Raw genomic sequence first — 16,605 nt, 5'->3', positions numbered from 1 at the left:
CAACCCACGAGACGCTGCGTCCTCTCTCCGCGCCCTTTCGTCACGCTTAATTCCTGTACCTTCCAGTTCAGTCACTCCGGCGGGATTCAGCTGGCGTTGGCCATGATTCACCGGTTTACGCCCGCGCACGTCGGGCTTCGCGCATCCGGACCCCATGACCGAAGCGATCGACATCGCCGTCCGTTTCGCCGGCGTCCGCCTTGACCGCGGGCGGCGCACGATCCTGTCCGGCATCGACCTGGACGTGCCGCGCGGCAGCATCACCGCGGTGCTGGGCCCGTCGGGCAGCGGCAAGTCGACCCTGCTGGCGGCGCTGACCGGCGAGCTGGCACCCGCCGCTGGCACGGTGGAAGTCTTCGGCCAGCCGGTACCGCAGCGACAGCGCGCGCTGCTGGAACTGCGCAAGTCGATCGGCGTGCTGCTGCAGGGCAACGGCCTGCTGACCGACCTGACGGCGGCCGAGAACATCGCCCTGCCGCTGCGCACGCATACTTCGCTGCCGCGGCCGGTGATCGACCGGCTGGTGGCGATGAAGCTGCACGCGGTGGGGCTGCGCAACGCCGCCGACCTGTATCCGCGCGAGCTGTCCGGCGGCATGGCCCGCCGCGTGGCGCTGGCGCGTGCCATCGCCCTGGACCCGCCGCTGATGGTCTACGACGAACCACTGACCGGGCTGGACCCGATCGCGTCGGGCGTGATCATGAACCTGATTTCCGAACTCAACGACAACCTGGGCCTGACCAGCATCATCGTGACCCACCATGTGCACGAGACGCTGCCGGTGGCCGACCGCGCCGTGGTGATCGCCAACGGCCGCATCGTGTTCGCCGGCACCCCGGCCGAGCTGGAGGCGAGCGACGATCCGCTGGTCCGGCAATTCCTGCGCGGCGAACCCGATGGCCCCATCGCGTTCGACAGCGCGGCACGCACGGAGGCCGCGTGATGGTGCTCGCCTTCCGAATCGAGATATCCGACTCCCTCCCCCGCCGCGCGGGGGGTGAGGGCAGCCTGCCCGCACGGCACAGCCGTGCAGGCGGCACGAACGCCCGGCGTGCTGCGCCGGGCCGGACGGGTTGGGGTGGGGGCACGCAGGTCGCCACGACCAACCCGCGTCGCGCCGTCGCCCCCCTCCCAGCCTCCCCCCGCGAGCGGGGGGAGGTGCAGTGCATGGAAGCGGACTGGTCGATCTCCCATCTCCTTCCCCGCAAACGCGGGAAGGTGCAGGACATGGAGGCGCGCTGATGGCCTTCGCCGAATCCATCCGCTCGCTGGGCCGCGCCGGCCTGTTCTCGCTGTCGGTGCTGCGCGCGTCGAAGCCGACCGCCGACTTCTTCGCCGAGCTGGTCCGCGAGATCTACAAGATCGGTGGCCGCTCGCTGCCGATCATCGCGGTGGGCGGCGCGTTCGTGGGCCTGTCGCTGACCCTGCTGGGCTACCGTGCGCTGGAGACCTACGGCGCCAGCAACCAGGTCAGCGTGCTGATCGGCCTGGGCCTGTACCGCGAGCTGGCGCCGGTGCTGACCGCGCTGCTGTTCGTCGGCCGCGCCGGCAGCTCCATCGCCGCCGAACTGGGGTTGATGCGCGCCACCGACCAGATCACCGCGCTCGGGCTGATGGCGATCGATCCGGTGGCCAAGGCGGTCGCGCCGCGCTTCTGGGCGGCGGTGCTGACGGTGCCGATGCTGGTCGCGTTCTTCAGTACGTTCGCGCTGGCCGCCAGCTGGTTCCAGGGCGTGCAGATCCTCGGCATCGACAACGGCATGTTCTGGCAGGCGATGAAGGACGCGGTGGATTTCCGCGCGGACTTCCTCACCGCGTTCATGAAGGCGGCCGTGTTCGGCGGTACCGCGGCACTGGTCGCTTCGTACGTAGGCTTCCACGCCGAGCCGACCATCGAAGGCACCTCGGTGGCGACCACGCGCGCGGTGGTGAACGCCTCGTTGCTGGTGCTGATGTTCAATTTCGTGCTGTCGGCGTTCCTGTTCCGTTGACGCCGGCTTCCCGTCGGCGCCACGACAACGCGCCGACACACGCTTGATAGAAAGGTGATCCACATGGCAACACGCGGTCCACGTCTCGAATTCGCCGTCGGCGCCTTCCTGCTGCTGGCGCTCGGCTCGCTGCTGGTGCTGGCGATTGCGTCCACCAACGGCCGCTTCGGCGGTTTCGGCGGCAGCAGCTACGAATTGAACGCCCGCTTCACCCAGATCGGCCAGCTGCGTCCCAACGCGCCGGTGAAGATCGGCGGCGTCACGGTCGGCCGGGTGTCGAAGATCGACCTTGACCCGGTGAAGTTCGACTCCATCGTCACCCTGGCGATCGACTCGCGCTTCGACGAGATCCCGGTCGACACGTCGGCCGGCATCCTCACCGGCGGCCTGCTGGGCGAAAGCTACGTGGGCCTGCAGATCGGCGGAGACATGGAGTCGCTGCAGCCGGGTGAAGAGATCGTCTACACCTCGCCCGCGGTGGACCTGATCCAGATGGTCGGCCGCTACATGTTCAGCGGCGGTGCCGGTGAAGGCACCGATGATGCCGCCGCACCTGCGGCCGACATGGCCGTCCCCCCCGCACTGGAAGAAGGACCGACCCCATGACCCCACGCAACTTCCCCCGCAAGGCGCTGGCGCTCGCGCTGTCGGCAATCGTGTTCGCTGCCGCCGCGCCCGCGCTGTCGTTCGCACAGGCCGTGCCGGCCGCTTCGATGCAGGCCGCCAGCATGAACGGTTCGCCGAGCAAGCTGGTACTCGACAACACCCAGCGCGTGCTGGCCACGCTGGAATCGCGCCGCGCCGAGTTCACCCGCGACCGCGCCGCGCTGAGCCGGTTCATCACCAGCGAGTTCGACGCCATGTTCGACCGCGAACACGCCGCGCGGCTGGTGCTGGGCCGCCACGCCCGCGGTGCCGCCGAGGCCGACGTGAAGCTGTTCGGCGACGCGCTGGCGGAAAACCTGCTGCAGCGCTATGGCTCGTCGCTGCTCGACTTCAACACCCGGCTGCAGGTGCGCATCCGCTCCGAGACGCCACTGCCGCGCGACGCCGGCGTGCGCGTGGCCAGCGAACTGCTGCGCAGCGGCGGCGACCCGATCCCGGTCGACTACCTGATGCGTCGCGTCGGCAACGAGTGGCGCGTGTTCGACGTGATGGTCGAAGGCGTGTCGATGGTGCAGATCTTCCGCCAGCAGTTCGACAACGAACTGCAGCGGAAGTCGATCCGCCAGGTCGCCGGCGAACTGCGCAGCGGGCAGCTGCGCGCCACGGCCGACTGACATGGCGATGGCCTCGGTCCGTCGCGATGCCGACGCGCTGGTGTTCACCGGCGCATTGACCCGCGCCGCGGCCGCGCCGCTGTGGCAGGACGCCGTGCGCATGCTGGATGGCGTGCGCCGGTTCGACCTGGCCGCGGTGGAACGCGTGGACAGCGCCGGCCTGGCGCTGCTGGGCGAACTGGCCGCAGGCATCGATGGCGTGGCGGTGTCCGGCGAGCCGACCGGACTTCCGGAACTGCGTCGCGCCTATCGGCTGTCGCCTTCGCTATCCTTCGCCACGACATGATGTCCTGACGTCGACGGAACGCCTCCCATGCGCCCCCTCCCCCGTCTGCACCCCCTTGCCCTGCTGTTGTCCGCCTCGCTGCTCGCCGCCTGCGCCGGCGGCGGGGGCGTGCGCGGGGATATCGCGCCGTACCAGGCCGGAAACGCCACGGCCGCGGATGCGGTCGAAACGACCGACGCCGTCGCGACGCAACCGGCGACTGGCGCGCCCGCGACCACGACGGCCATCGGTGCCGAGGCGGTGGTGGTGGCGGACGCCGGAAACGCCATGGATGCGGCTGTCGTCGTCGACGAGCATGCCGTTTCCGCCGATGCCACGCAGAACGGGCCGACCCAGGAAGAACTCGACTACGCCGCGATCTACGGCGGCGAGGTCTACGAGCCGATCGCCGACCCCACCCTGCCCGACCCCGTGCAGATGCCGGTCAGCTACGACCCGTGGGAGGGCTTCAACCGCCGCGTGCATGGGTTCAACAACGCCGTGGACCGCACCATCGCGCGCCCGCTGGCCAAGGCCTACGAAGCGGTGGTGCCGCGCCCGGTGCGGCTGGGCGTGAGCAACTTCTTCAACAACCTCGGCCAGCCGGTCACCGCGGTCAACGCGCTGCTGCAAGGCAAGCCCAAGGCGGCGGGACAGGCGATGGGCCGGTTCCTGCTCAACAGTACGCTGGGCATCGCCGGCATCTTCGACCCCGCCAGCGACGCCAACATCCCTCGCCACAGCGAAGACTTCGGACAGACGCTCGGCGTCTGGGGCTGGCGCACCTCGCGCTATGTCGAACTGCCGCTGTTCGGCCCGCGCACGCTGCGCGACAGCTTCGGCCTGATCGGCGACGCGCCGCTCTCGGCCACGCGCCAGATCGACGACAGCAACACCCGCTTCTTCCTCCAGGGCCTGCAGCTGGTGGACCTGCGCACGCAGCTGTTCGCCGTCGACTCGATGCGCGCCGGCGCCGCCGATGAGTACGCGCTGGTGCGCGATGCATGGCTCCAGCGCCGCAACTACCAGATCCACGGCGACCGCAACCGTCGCTCCGACAACGACGGCCTGCCCGACTACCTGCTGGAGGACGACGGCATGCCCACCGTGCCCGTGGACGTGATGCCGGTGGTGCCGCTGTCGCCGGTGCCTTGAACCCGGGCGCGGCAGCGCCCTGATCGGTGATCGCTGCGCCGTTCCTGCGCGCTTGCGTCTCCAGCGCATGTGCTGCCTGTGTTCCCGGTGCGCTCCCGTCAGCGATCGGCGAGGCGGCACGCCCCCGGCGCGCAGCGCACGAAGAGCGTGACGTAGAGGACGTCATCTCCGCTGCTGCTGACCGACGTCCGCATGTCATCGAATGATTGGCGGAACCAGGGCTCGTTGAGCATCGTCAGCACCAGCTGTTGCCAGTCCGACTGGGCGCGCATGCCGCCGGCGCCCACCGCGCGCAGCAGGCAGACCGACCGGGTGCAATACGGCGGTGCCAGCCGCAGCTTCGTGTACAGGCCGCCGTGTCGGAGAATCGACTGCTCGATCTGCCGTTCGAGCCGGCGTGCCTCCGCGTCCGGTTCCTCCGCCTCTGACAGGTCGAGCAGGTCTTGCCATGCGCCGCCCTCGCCCCTCAGCCTGTCGATCGCCTGCGCAAGCTTCGGCAGATCCTCCTGCGCCAGCGGTTGTGGCCCCATCGACACCGGATTGCGCCTGTCCGCGTCCGTCGTCGCCGGGCGGGTCGTCCCACCGGCGTTCATGGACGAAGAAGGCATGGATCGCGCCGCCGCTGCATCGGCGTCCTGCGTCGGAATCGCACGCCCGTCCGCGGGCGCAAGGGCTGCAGCCGGACCGGTACGTGCCTGCGATGCCGCTTCGGCGCTGTCCACCGCCGAAGCGGCAATCCCCCCATCAGCCTGCATGGGGGCGGTGTAGCGCCCCAACAGGAAGGCGGCTGCAAGCGCCGCCATGCCTGCCAATCCCCAGATCATCCGCTGCATCGCATCCACCTCTTCCAGAGGGACGTGCGCGGAGTATCACTCGTCGAGCAGGCCCTCGCCACTCAATGACTGTACGGCTTCGCTTCCCGGCAGCGATTCCACGCCCTTGAGCTGGCGTTCGATCGCGCGCGTGCGCACGCCGGCAGCCTTGATGCTGTTCTGCACGGTGTCGAGTTGGGTGGTGGCCCTCTCCAGCACGCCGGCGAATTTGCCGAACTCCGCCTTCACCCCACCCAGCAACTGCCAGACTTCGCTGGAGCGCTTCTCGATCGCCAGCGTGCGGAAGCCCATTTGCAGACTGTTGAGCAAGGCCAGCAACGTGGTCGGTCCGACCAGCGTTATCCGGAACTCGCGCTGCAGGCCTTCGAACAGGCCAGGCCTGCGCAGGACTTCGGCATACAGGCCTTCCGTGGGCAGGAACAGCAATGCGAAATCGGTGGTGTGTGGCGGCGCGAGGTACTTGTCGCGGATGCGTTTGGCCTCCACCTTCACCTGTCGTTCCAGCGCGGCAGCGGATGCCGCAACTGCATCGGCATCGGCGCGCTCCTGTGCGTCGAGCAGGCGTTCGTAGTCGTCGCGCGGGAACTTGGCGTCGATCGGCAGCAGGATCGGCGTCTCGTCGCTGCCGGGCAGGCGCACCGCGAACTCCACGCGGTCACCGCTACCAGGCACGGTGGCGACGTTGCTCGCGTACTGTTCAATGGTCAGCACTTGGTCCAGCAGCGCGCCCAGCTGCACTTCGCCGAAGATGCCGCGGGTCTTGACGTTGGTCAGCACGCGCTTGAGGTCGCCCACACCGGTCGCCAGCTGCTGCATCTCGCCCAGCCCGCGCTGCACCTGTTCCAGTCGTTCCGACACCAGCTTGAACGACTGGCCCAACCGCGTTTCCAGCGTGCTCTGCAGCTTCTCGTCCACCGTCGCACGCATCTGTTCGAGTTTCTGCGCGTTGTCGGCCTGCAACTTCTGCAGCTGCTGTTCCAGCGTGGCGCGCATCTCGCCGATGCGCTGCTCGTTGCGCTGGGTCAGCTCGGCCAACCGCTGGCCGAGCGCGGCTTCGAAGCGCTGCTGCCCCTCGGCGGCCTCCGTGCGCGCCTTGCGCGCGTCCTCGCCCAAGGTCTCGCGCAGCAGGTCGAGGCGCTGGTCGGTGGCCCGGGTGAACTCGTCCAGGCGCTGGTCCTGCCGCGTCGCCACCGCCTGCAACTGGGCGCCGAAGGCGTCGATGCGCTGCGCCTGCGCGCCGGACAGGCTGTCGAGCTGCTGCCGCAATTCGCCGCGCCCATCGCGTTGTTCCTCGCGCAGCGCCTGCTCCAGCCGCGCGTCGGGGCGGCGCAGCAGCAGCGCCGCCAGCAGCACCACGGCCAGGCCGGACAGCACCACGGCGAGGATCGGAAGCAGGTCGTTCGTCATGCCGGCCAGTGTAGCCCGCGGCGTCTCACCGGCTGCGCCGCGGCAGGACCGATGGCAGACGCGACACCGACCGGCCGCGCGCTAGGCTTCCCCCTCCATGCCACCGCTACCGACCCTTCCATGAAGAAGCTTCTGCTGCTTGCCGCCGCCCTCCTGTCGCCCGCGTTCGCCACGCCCGCCGCCCGCGCGCAGGCACCGTCGCCCGTCGACGACCTGGCCCGCGCCCGCGCCGTGGTCGAGGACCTGATGCGCATCCCCAACCCCGAAGGCGTGCAGGAGACCTACACCGCGCGCATCGGCGGCATCGACCAGTGGATCAGCATCCGCGGGCAGGACCGCGCCAATCCCGTGGTGCTGTTCGTGCACGGTGGGCCTGCGACGCCGACGATCCCGAGCCTGTGGCAGTTCCAGCGGCCGCTGGAGGAGTACTTCACGATGGTCAACTACGACCAGCGCGGCGCGGGCAAGACGTTCCGCGAGGACCACTCCGATGCGGTCGCCGGGACGATCCGCATCCAGACCTACGTCGACGACCTGGTCGCCATCGCCGAGCACGTCCGCGCGAAACTCGGCCAAGACAAGCTGGTGCTGATGGCGCACAGCTGGGGCACGATCCCGGCGATGCACGCGGCACTGGCGCGCCCGGACCTGTTCCACGCCTACGTCGGCATTGGCCAGGCGATCAACGTGCGCGACAACGAGCGCATCAGCATCGAATACGGATTGGCCGAGGCGAAGCGGCGCGGCAACGACGCGGCCGTGCGCGAGATCGAGGCGATCCTGCCTTACCCCGGCGACGCGCCGATCACCCGCGAGCGCATCGTCGCTGCGCGCAAGTGGCCGCAGCACTACGGCGGCATGGCCGCGTTCCGCGACGAGACCAACCTGTGGTTCTTCGGCGCGGCGCGGCTGTCACCCGACTACGACGCACAGGACCGCGCCGCACTCAACGAAGGCAGCCTGTTCACGCTCGGCCGTCTGCTGGACGAATACGTGCAGGTGGACTTCAAGCCGGTGCGTGAATTCCCGATCCCGGTGCTGATGTTCATGGGCCGCCACGACTACACCACGCCGTCCGGACCGACCGCCGAGTGGCTGGACCGCGTGCAGGCACCGTACAAGCGCGGCGTGTGGTTCGAGCGTTCCGCGCACATGGCACCGTGGGAGGAGCCGGGCAAGCTGCTGGTCAGCCTGCTGGAATACGTGCGTCCGCTGGCGGTGGACGGCGACGCGCCGCGCTGATGGCGCCCTGCCGTCCGGCACATGCCATCGGCCCGCGATGCGCTAGCCTGCGCACGCGGCGCGATGGCCGCGACCCCCGCAGGCACCCCATGGCGCTGGCACAAGCCCCCGACATCCGCATCCTCGGCGCCGGCGACGCGGCGCTGATGGCCGACATGAACGCGCTGTTCGGCCGCGTGTTCGACGATCCCGGCAGCTACGCTTCGGCGCCCCCGGGCACGCTGTACCTCGCGCGCCTGCTGCGCGGCGAATCGTTCATCGCCATTGCCGCGCTGGAAGGCGATGCGGTGGTCGGCGGGCTGGCGGCCTACGTGCTGCCGAAGTTCGAGCAGGCGCGCAACGAAATCTATATTTATGACCTGGCGGTGGAGGCGGCGCACCGGCGGCGCGGCATCGCCACCGCGCTGATCGCCGCGCTGCAGCGCGAAGCGGCCGCGCGCGATGCCTGGGTGGTCTACGTGCAGGCCGACCATGGCGACGACGCGGCCATCGCGCTGTACACCAGACTCGGCGCGCGCGAGGACGTGCTGCATTTCGACATTCCACCTGCAAAGGCGCCCGGGCGATGAACGGGAACGACGATCCCCACGACTACCTGGTGCTGTCGCGCGGGCAGTGGGACAAGGACGCCTCGCCGGAGGACATCCAGCGCGCGATCGACGCGTTCTACCCGTGGCTGGAAGCGCATATCGCCGCCGGGCGGATGAAGACCGGCGAACGGCTGGCGCGCGAAGGCGCGACGGTCTCGCGCAAGGGCGTGGCGATCGACGGCCCGTACGGCGAGACCAAGGAACTGGTCGGCGGGTACTGGTTCGTGGTGGCGCGCTCGCTGGAAGAGGCCGCGCGGCGCCTCGCCGACAGCCCGACACTCCGGCACGGCCTGTTCTACGAATTGCGCCCGGTGGAACCGGAACGTGCCAGCGCCTACGTGCGCACCAACGAAACGCCGGACTGAGCGCGCACTGCGATGGCGACGAGGCACGGCACCGCGCGCCACGCCACCCGCGCCGATACGTCGGCCGCCGTCGATGCGTTCATGGCGTCGCTGGACGATCCACGCAAACCGCAATTGCAAGTGCTGCGCGAGGCGATCCTGGCCGTCGATCCCGCCATCGCCGAAGGCATCAAGTGGAATGCGCCCAGCTTCCGCACCGACGAGTATTTCGCCACCTTCAACCTGCGCGGCAAGGCCGGGCTGATGCTGATCCTGCACCTCGGCGCGAAGGCACGCGACCTCCCGGCCGGCGGCCTCGACATCGAAGATCCGCAGCGCCTGCTGACCTGGCTGGGCAACGACCGCGCGCAGGTGGTATTCGCCGATGCCAAGGCAGTGGATGCGCGCATCCCCACGCTTCGGGCGATCCTGCGGCAATGGATTGGATGCGTGTGAGCCGGCGGTCCGCCACTCGATGCCCATAGCCGTGGCATTGCTGCACCGCGTTCGGTCACACTCTGCGCCAACCAGGCTTTCGACGGTGCCGCCCGCATGACCCTCAGCACGCCGCTGCTCGTGACGTTTTCCACCTACCTGCTGCTGATGGTGGGCATCGGGTTCATCGCCTGGCGCCGCACGCAGACCTTCGACGACTACATCCTCGGCGGCCGTTCGCTGGGCAGTTACGTCACCGCACTGGCGGCGGGCGCGTCGGACATGAGTGGCTGGCTGATGATGGGCCTGCCCGGTGCGCTGTACCTCGGTGGCGCGTCGGAAGCGTGGATCGCGGTGGGCCTGGTGATCGGCGCGTGGTGCAACTGGAAGTACGTCGCCGGCCCGCTGCGCGTGTACACCGAGCGGGCGCGCAATGCCTTGACCCTGCCGGACTACTTCACGCATCGCTTCGCCGACGACACCCGCATCCTGCGCATCCTCGCGGCGGTGGTCATCCTGGCGTTCTACGCGGTGTATTGCGCGTCGGGCATCGTCGCCGGCGCGCGCCTGTTCGAAAGCATGTTCGGCCTGCCGTACGGCCAGGCGATGCTGTGGGGCGCGGCAGCCACCATCGCCTACACCTTCATCGGCGGCTTCCTCGCGGTCAGCTGGACCGACACCGTGCAGGCCACGCTGATGATCTTCGCACTGCTGCTGGTGCCGGTGTTCGCGCTGATCGGCGTCGGCGGGCCGGGCCCGGCGATGGCGCTGGTGGAACAGGCGGACCCGACGCGGCTGCAGTGGATCGGCACCGGCGGCGTGATCGCGATCGTCTCGGCGATGGCGTGGGGCCTGGGCTATTTCGGCCAGCCGCACCTGCTGGCGCGGTTCATGGCCGCCGGCAGCCTGGCGACCATCCCCCGCGCGCGCCGCATCGGCATGACCTGGATGGTGCTGTGCCTGGCCGGCGCGATGGCGACGGGCTTCTTCGGCATCGCGTGGTTCGCGGCGAATCCCGCGGCCGCCGGGCCGGTCGATGCCAATCCCGAGCGCGTGTTCATCCTGCTGTCGGAGCTGCTGTTCAATCCGTGGATCGCCGGCGTGCTGCTGTCGGCCATCCTGGCCGCGATCATGAGCACGCTGTCGGCGCAGCTGCTGGTGTGCTCCAGCGCATTGACGGAAGACTTCTATCGCGGTTTCCTGCGGCCCAAGGCGGGTCATCGCGAACTGGTGTGGTTCGGCCGCGGCATGGTGCTGATGGTCGCGCTGCTGGCGATGTGGGTCGCGCGCGATCCCGAGAGCCGTGTGCTGGGGCTGGTCTCCTACGCCTGGGCGGGCTTTGGTGCGGCGTTCGGGCCGGTGGTGGTGCTGTCGCTGTTCTGGAAGCGGATGACGCGCAACGGCGCGCTGGCCGGCATGCTGGTCGGCGCGGTCACGGTGGTGCTGTGGCGGCACACCGGCAGCGCGCTGTACGAAATGGTGCCCGGCGTCGTGCTGGCGACGCTGGCGATCGTCATCGCCAGCCGCCTCGACAAGCCGCCATCGCAGGACCTGCAGGCCCGGCACGAGCAGGTCCGGCTGACGCTGCGCGAGAACGGGTACTGAGCGAGGTCGGCAGTCCGGGAGAGGCGGGTGGTGTTCAAGGCAGGCGCAGGGTCACGGACATGGCCAGCGCCTATGGCATTGCGTCGACCAGCCTGACCGGCAGGTCGCGCACGCCGATGGCGCGGTTGCCGCTGGCATCCTCGGCATGGGCGCGGATGACGTAGTCGCCCGGCGGCAGCTGCGCGGGTTGCCAGTGCGCCACGGCCATCTCGTCGGCACGCACGATGTTGCTGGCGACATACAGGAAGCGCGTGCGCGCGGCGCCGTGCACGGTGATGCCGCTGTTGGCGGCATAGGCGACCTTCACCGCGCCGCGGTGCGCGGGCATGCGCGAGAAGTCGAGGTTCATCGCGGGCGTTTCGAAGCCCGGCACCGGCGTGCCGTCGGCGCGCAACACCTGGTAGCCGACGCGATGCAGGCCCAGCCGACGACGCGGCAGGTTGCCGTCCACCTGGTCCCAGGCATCCACCACCACCTGCACGCCGCCGACGCGCGGCACGCGGATGCGTCCATCGATGCGGGCGTCGATGGGCTGGTCGTATGCGTCGAGCAGGTGCACGCCGTCGATGCGCGGCGGCACGGTATCGACGTAGTTGCGGAAGCCCAGCCGCACCGCATTGTGCTGGTGGCCGTTGGGGCCGACGATCAGGTGCACGTGCGCCTGCGCGTTGATCGTGCCCAGCGCATCGCCCGCGCGGAAGCGCGTGCCGCGCGCGACACGCACGCGGTCCGGCCGGCCGCTGTCGCCGACCGGGATGAGGAAGCGCGCCGGATCGAGGTTGCGACCCTGCGGCGTGCGACCGACGCGCATGTGCACGTACGACAGTTCATCGACCCCGAGGCCTTCGGCCTGCCCGCCAAAACTCCACGCCGCCAGCGGGCTGGTGACCTTGCCATCGGCGATCGCCAGCACGGTGGCACCGACGTCGCCACGGATGTCGAGACCGTTGTGCAGGTGGCTGCGGCTTTCGCCACGGAAGTTGCCGCGCACTTCGCCCATCGTACCGACGACTTCATGCCAGCCGTCCTGCGGGTGCAGCGGCCAGCGTCGCCGCGTGTCGGGCAGCGCGCGCTCCGGCGACGGGCCGACGGGGCCGTCCGCGAGCGAGCCTTCGCCGGCGCCAGCACCGTCGTCGCGTGGCACCAGCCGGTGCAGGCGATGGCCGGCCGCGTCGGCCACCAGCAGTGCGCCATCGCCATCGCGCCACAGCGCGGACGGCCGTGCGAACCACGGCGCATTCGCGCCGGCGAGCACGCGCGCATCGCCCTGCGGCGTGAGCTGCAGTACGCGGCCGGGCGACAGTTCGCCCGCGTAGAGCTGCCCATCGGCCGTGGTGGCCAGTGCGATCACACGCCCCGGCGAAACGGCGCGCCCCGGCGTCGGCTGCCAGGTGTGCACCACGCCCGCGGCATCGAGGCGGCGCAGTGCGCCGTTGCCGGTATCGGCGATCCACAGGCTGCCGTCCTGCGCGAGCGCCAGTGCGGTGGGCGTATCGAAGCGTGCCACTACGCCGGGGCCATCGACATGCTCCGGTCGCCCGCCGCCGGCCAGTGTGCGTACCCGGCCCTCCGGCGTGATGACGCGGATGCGGTCGTTCCAGGTGTCGGCCACGTAAACGCGCCCCGCATCGTCCACCGCCACGCCCATCGGCGCGTGGAACTGCGCCGACGCGGCATCGCCATCGCGGAAGCCGGCGCGCCCGTTGCCCGCCAGCGTGGTCACCACACCGTTGCGGGTGATCTTGCGGATCGCGTGGTTGCCGCTGTCGGCGACATAGAGATTGCCGTCGCGATCGATGGCGAGCGACGACGGCGTATGGAAGCGCGCCTCGCCACCGCTGCCATCGGCGAAGCCTTCCGTCGAGCCTGCGAACGTGGTCACTTCTCCATCGGGGGCGACGCGGCGGATGCGGTTGGCCTCGCCGCCATCGCTGACGAACAGGCTGCCGTCGGCCGCGCGCACCAGCCCCCAGGGCTCGTCGAAGCGCGCGGCGAAGACATGGCCGTCACGCGCACCGCGGTGGCCGTCGCCCGCCAGCGGGTCGATGCGCGCGGCCCACTCGAACGGCGTTGCCGCGACACCCGGCTCGGGCGCCCTTGCATCGCGCCACCATTCGACGACGAAGGTCGCCGCCAGCGCCAGCAGCACCAGCACGACGACGGCAACCATGGCGCGCCGCGTGCCCGGCCGCGCGGCGCGCGCGACGCGGCGGTTCAATCCAGCACGCGGCAGAACACCGCCTTGAGGTAACGCGATTCCTGCACATGGGCCAGGAACGGATGGTCGGCGCCTGCGCCCGATACCTTGAGTATCTGCACGGTGCGGTTGGAATAGAACGCCGCGCGGCGGAGCATGTCGAGGAACTGCTCCTCGCTGACCAGGCCGGTGCACGAGAACGTGGCGAACAGGCCGCCGGGCTTCACCACGCCCAGCGCCAGCTTGTTCATGTCGAGGTACTTCTTCAGCGCGGGAATGACCTGGTCGCGGTCGCGCGTCATCTTCGCCGGGTCGAGGATCACCACGTCGAATCGTTCGCCGTTGTTGGCGGCATCGCGCAGCCACGGGAAGATGTCGGCCTGCACGAAGCGCGGGCGCACGTGGTTGAGCTTCGCGTTGCCCCTGGCGATCTCGAGCACGGCATCGTCGATGTCGATGCCCACCACCTCACTGGCGCCGCGCACCGCCGCATACACGCCGAAGCCGCCGGTGTTGCAGCACAGGTCGAGCACGCGCTTGCCGGTGCAGCGGTGCGACAGCCACTCGCGGTTGTCGCGCTGGTCGGCGAAGAAGCCGGTCTTGTGCGCGTCGGCGGGATCGGCACGGAAGCGGATGCCGTGCTCGACGATCTCCGCCGGCTCGGTCCCGCGCGTGTCGTGGAAGTCGAACGATTCCTGCTTCTGCACGTGTTCGTCGGCGCTGGCGTGGAAGCGGCAGCCGGGGAACTGTTCGCGCAGCGCACCGTAGATCCATTCGCGGTGGCGGAACATGCCGGCGCTGAAAAAACCCACCACCAGCAGGTCGTCGTAACGGTCCACCACCAGGCCGCTCAGGCCATCGCCCTCGCTGTGCACCACGCGCCAGGCGTTGGTGGTGGCGTCGAGGTCGAGCACCTCGCGGCGCAGGCGCACCGCCTCGGCGATCCTGCGCGCGAACCAGGCGGCGTCGACGGCCACGTCCGGATCGGTTTCGAGGATGCGCACGGCGATGCGCGAGTGGCCGTTGTAGAAGCCGCGGCCGATCCACACGCCATCCACGCCCACGATGTCGACGATGGTGCCGGGCTTGGGCCGCGGGGTCGGCTTCTCCACCAGCTTCTGGAAGATCCACGGATGGTTGGACCGCCAGGCGTTCTTCAGGCGGACGATGGGCAGGGGTTCGGTCATGGCCCCAGTTTATCCGCCCCGTTGACGGCGTCGTGCCCGCACGCCCAGAATGCGCGCCGAAGGGGAGTAGCTCCCACGCGTGAAGGCCGTCAGTTCGGGCAGCGATGCCCCGGTCCCACGGCAGCCCGGCTTGCGACAGGCACGGGTTGTGAGCAAGACCTTCGCCGCGATGGCGAAGGCATGTCCCCGGATTCCGTGCAACGGTCCGAAGACGCCGGTTCCTGCGGTCGTCCCCTTTGGCATGCACGGAAAACGCGATGGAAACGATAGGCAACGCCTGGCTGTGGGCCGGCTTCACCGGCCTGGTGCTGGTGGCGCTGGCGGTGGACCTGGTGCTGATGCGCCACGGCGGCGCGCACAAGGTCACGTTCAAGGAAGCGGCATGGTGGAGCGCGGGCTGGGTGGCGCTGGCGCTGCTGTTCAACCTGGCGCTGTGGTGGTACCTCGCCGAAACCGCCGGTGCCGAGGACGCGCGGCGCATCGGGCTGGAGTTCCTGACCGGCTACCTGGTCGAGAAGGCGCTGGCGGTCGACAACATCTTCGTGTTCCTGATGCTGATGACGTACTTCGCGGTGCCCGAGGAACAGCGCCAGCGGGTGCTGGTGATCGGGATCCTGCTGGCGATCGTGCTGCGCGCGATCCTGATCTTCGCCGGTGCCGCACTGATCGCGAACTTCCACTGGATGCTGTACGTATTCGGCGCGTTCCTGCTGCTGACCGGCGTGAAGATGTGGTTCGCCGCCGGGCAGGAGCCCGACCTCGACAAGAACCCGCTGTTGCGCTGGATGACCACGCACGTGCCCTTCGTGCGCCGCTACCACGGCAGCGCACTGTGGCTGGGCCGCCCCGGCCACCGCAAGTTCACGCCGCTGTTCATCGTGCTGGTGATGATCGGCGTGACCGACGTGATCTTCGCGGTCGATTCGATCCCGGCGATCTTCGCCATCACCACCGACCCGTTCATCGTGCTGACCTCGAACGTGTTCGCGGTGCTGGGACTGCGCGCGATGTTCTTCCTGGTCGCCGGCCTGGCCGACCGTTTCCACCTGCTGCCCTACGGGCTGGCGATCGTGCTGGTGCTGATCGGCGCCAAGATGCTGCTGATCGACGTGTACAAGATCCCGGTGCCGTGGTCGCTCGCGGCCGTTGCGGTGGTGCTGGGCATCACCATCGCGTTGAGCCTGGCGCGGCCACCGCGTACGCCTGCCACCTCCTGAGCGTGCGGCACGCAACGGCGCACTTGCATCGCAGGAATTCGCCGCCATCCTCTCGGGCATGCACCTGGACATGCCCGAAGAGCCGCTCGACCCCAAGGCCCAGCGCGCCGCCGACCGGCGCCGGCTGAGCGGCGCGCTGCGGGCCAGCATCGCCTTCGTGCTGCTGCTGGTGATCGTGTTCGGCCTGCAGGCGATGGGCGACTGGCGACTGTTCGCGGTGTCGCCGTGGTCGTGGCCGGGCCTGCTCGGGGTGCTCACTGCGCCGCTGCTGCACGGATCGCCCGCGCACCTCGTAGCCAACGGATCGGCGCTGCTGATCCTCGGCACGCTGGCGCTGGCGGTGTACCCGCGCGCCACGCTGCGCGCGTTGCCGCTGATGTGGCTGGGGTCGGGGCTGGGCGCATGGCTGCTGGGCGTTGCCGGTTCGCACCATCTCGGCGCCAGCGGCGTTACCCACGGGCTGATGTTCCTGGTGTTCATGCTGGGGCTGCTGCGTCGCGACCGCCCGTCGATCGCGGCCGGCATGATCGCGTTCTTCTTCTACGGCGGCATGCTGCTGACCGTGCTGCCGCACGAGCCCGGCGTGTCCTGGCAGTCGCACCTGGGCGGCGCGCTGGGCGGCCTGCTGGGCGCAGTGTTGTTCCGGCATGCCGATCCGGTGCCGCCGCGGCGCAAGTACAGCTGGGAACTCGAGGAAGAGGAAGCCGAAGCCGCCGCGCGCGAGCTGCAGGACCAGTTCGAGCCACCGTCGCCACGCGATGTGCCCGTGCTGTGGCATCGCACGCCGGCCGATGACGAGCGCGGCGTGGTGCTGCGCTTCCCGCCACGCGATCCGCCCGCGCATTGAAACGTCGGGC

The 16,605-nt window shown here is 69.7% G+C and carries 17 protein-coding genes; 13 read left to right on the top strand and 4 right to left on the bottom strand.

Annotation, left to right across the window (positions count from 1 at the left end):
* Positions 1-154 precede the first annotated feature (154 nt).
* The 6 genes from E2F46_RS09510 (at position 155) to E2F46_RS09485 (ending at position 4,691) form a co-directional block, all read left to right on the top strand.
* Entirely contained in the window at positions 155-943 is a 789-nt protein-coding gene (locus E2F46_RS09510; RefSeq protein ID WP_133321857.1) for an ABC transporter ATP-binding protein, read from the top strand.
* A 298-nt stretch (positions 944-1,241) separates the two neighbouring features.
* Positions 1,242-1,991 carry an MlaE family lipid ABC transporter permease subunit gene (locus E2F46_RS09505; RefSeq protein WP_133321856.1) on the top strand — a complete coding sequence of 250 codons (750 nt, stop codon included), beginning with the start codon at positions 1,242-1,244 and terminating at the stop codon, positions 1,989-1,991.
* Positions 1,992-2,054: 63 nt separating this feature from the next.
* Complete coding sequence (gene mlaD, locus E2F46_RS09500; protein WP_133321855.1) at positions 2,055-2,597, top strand: outer membrane lipid asymmetry maintenance protein MlaD; 543 nt, start codon at positions 2,055-2,057, stop codon at positions 2,595-2,597.
* Positions 2,594-3,271: an MlaC/ttg2D family ABC transporter substrate-binding protein gene (locus tag E2F46_RS09495; protein ID WP_133321854.1), complete on the top strand. Its 678-nt coding sequence runs from the start codon at positions 2,594-2,596 to the stop codon at positions 3,269-3,271. The genes mlaD and E2F46_RS09495 overlap by 4 nt, the downstream gene beginning before the upstream one ends.
* A gap of 7 nt (positions 3,272-3,278) precedes the next feature.
* On the top strand, positions 3,279-3,557 hold the full coding sequence (locus tag E2F46_RS09490) for an STAS domain-containing protein (protein ID WP_425599819.1): 279 nt from the start codon (positions 3,279-3,281) through the stop codon (positions 3,555-3,557).
* A gap of 27 nt (positions 3,558-3,584) precedes the next feature.
* Complete coding sequence (locus E2F46_RS09485; protein ID WP_133321852.1) at positions 3,585-4,691, top strand: MlaA family lipoprotein; 1,107 nt, start codon at positions 3,585-3,587, stop codon at positions 4,689-4,691.
* A 98-nt stretch (positions 4,692-4,789) separates the two neighbouring features.
* Here E2F46_RS09485 and E2F46_RS09480 read toward each other — a convergent pair whose 3' ends face one another.
* Positions 4,790-5,524, bottom strand: a complete 735-nt coding sequence (locus E2F46_RS09480) for a hypothetical protein (RefSeq protein WP_133321851.1) — start codon at positions 5,522-5,524, stop codon at positions 4,790-4,792.
* 36 nt (positions 5,525-5,560) lie between these two features.
* Positions 5,561-6,931 (bottom strand): DNA recombination protein RmuC, encoded by a 1,371-nt coding sequence (locus E2F46_RS09475; protein WP_133321850.1) that lies wholly within the window; start codon positions 6,929-6,931, stop codon positions 5,561-5,563.
* A gap of 120 nt (positions 6,932-7,051) precedes the next feature.
* On the opposite strand from E2F46_RS09475, the gene E2F46_RS09470 reads away from it, so the two are divergent.
* From E2F46_RS09470 to putP, 5 genes are all read left to right on the top strand, one after another.
* A complete protein-coding gene (locus E2F46_RS09470; protein ID WP_133321849.1) occupies positions 7,052-8,173 on the top strand; it encodes an alpha/beta fold hydrolase in 1,122 nt (373 codons plus the stop codon).
* Positions 8,174-8,262: 89 nt separating this feature from the next.
* Positions 8,263-8,742, top strand: coding sequence for an AAC(3)-I family aminoglycoside N-acetyltransferase (locus tag E2F46_RS09465; protein ID WP_133321848.1), 480 nt, complete (start codon positions 8,263-8,265; stop codon positions 8,740-8,742).
* Positions 8,739-9,128 (top strand): YciI family protein, encoded by a 390-nt coding sequence (locus E2F46_RS09460; RefSeq protein ID WP_133321847.1) that lies wholly within the window; start codon positions 8,739-8,741, stop codon positions 9,126-9,128. Before E2F46_RS09465 ends, E2F46_RS09460 begins: the two co-directional genes overlap by 4 nt.
* A gap of 12 nt (positions 9,129-9,140) precedes the next feature.
* A complete protein-coding gene (locus E2F46_RS09455; protein ID WP_133321846.1) occupies positions 9,141-9,563 on the top strand; it encodes a DUF1801 domain-containing protein in 423 nt (140 codons plus the stop codon).
* A gap of 96 nt (positions 9,564-9,659) precedes the next feature.
* Entirely contained in the window at positions 9,660-11,147 is a 1,488-nt protein-coding gene (gene putP, locus E2F46_RS09450) for a sodium/proline symporter PutP (RefSeq protein WP_133321845.1), read from the top strand.
* 70 nt (positions 11,148-11,217) lie between these two features.
* On the opposite strand, the gene E2F46_RS09445 is transcribed toward putP, so the two are convergent.
* The gene (locus E2F46_RS09445; protein WP_133321844.1) at positions 11,218-13,317 is read right to left on the bottom strand and encodes a gluconolaconase; all 2,100 of its coding nucleotides are present in this window, start codon (positions 13,315-13,317) and stop codon (positions 11,218-11,220) included.
* Positions 13,318-13,361: 44 nt separating this feature from the next.
* Complete coding sequence (locus tag E2F46_RS09440) at positions 13,362-14,531, bottom strand: class I SAM-dependent rRNA methyltransferase (protein ID WP_133321843.1); 1,170 nt, start codon at positions 14,529-14,531, stop codon at positions 13,362-13,364.
* Positions 14,532-14,788: 257 nt separating this feature from the next.
* Between E2F46_RS09440 and E2F46_RS09435 the strand changes: the two genes are divergently transcribed.
* The gene (locus E2F46_RS09435; RefSeq protein ID WP_133321842.1) at positions 14,789-15,748 is read left to right on the top strand and encodes a TerC family protein; all 960 of its coding nucleotides are present in this window, start codon (positions 14,789-14,791) and stop codon (positions 15,746-15,748) included.
* A gap of 58 nt (positions 15,749-15,806) precedes the next feature.
* A complete protein-coding gene (locus tag E2F46_RS09430; RefSeq protein ID WP_133321841.1) occupies positions 15,807-16,595 on the top strand; it encodes a rhomboid family intramembrane serine protease in 789 nt (262 codons plus the stop codon).
* Positions 16,596-16,605: the final 10 nt, after the last annotated feature.

It is taken from the genome of Luteimonas aestuarii (assembly GCF_004357985.1).
Taxonomy (GTDB): Bacteria; Pseudomonadota; Gammaproteobacteria; order Xanthomonadales; family Xanthomonadaceae; genus Luteimonas; species Luteimonas aestuarii.
This window is presented reverse-complemented; position numbering and strand designations above follow the sequence as displayed.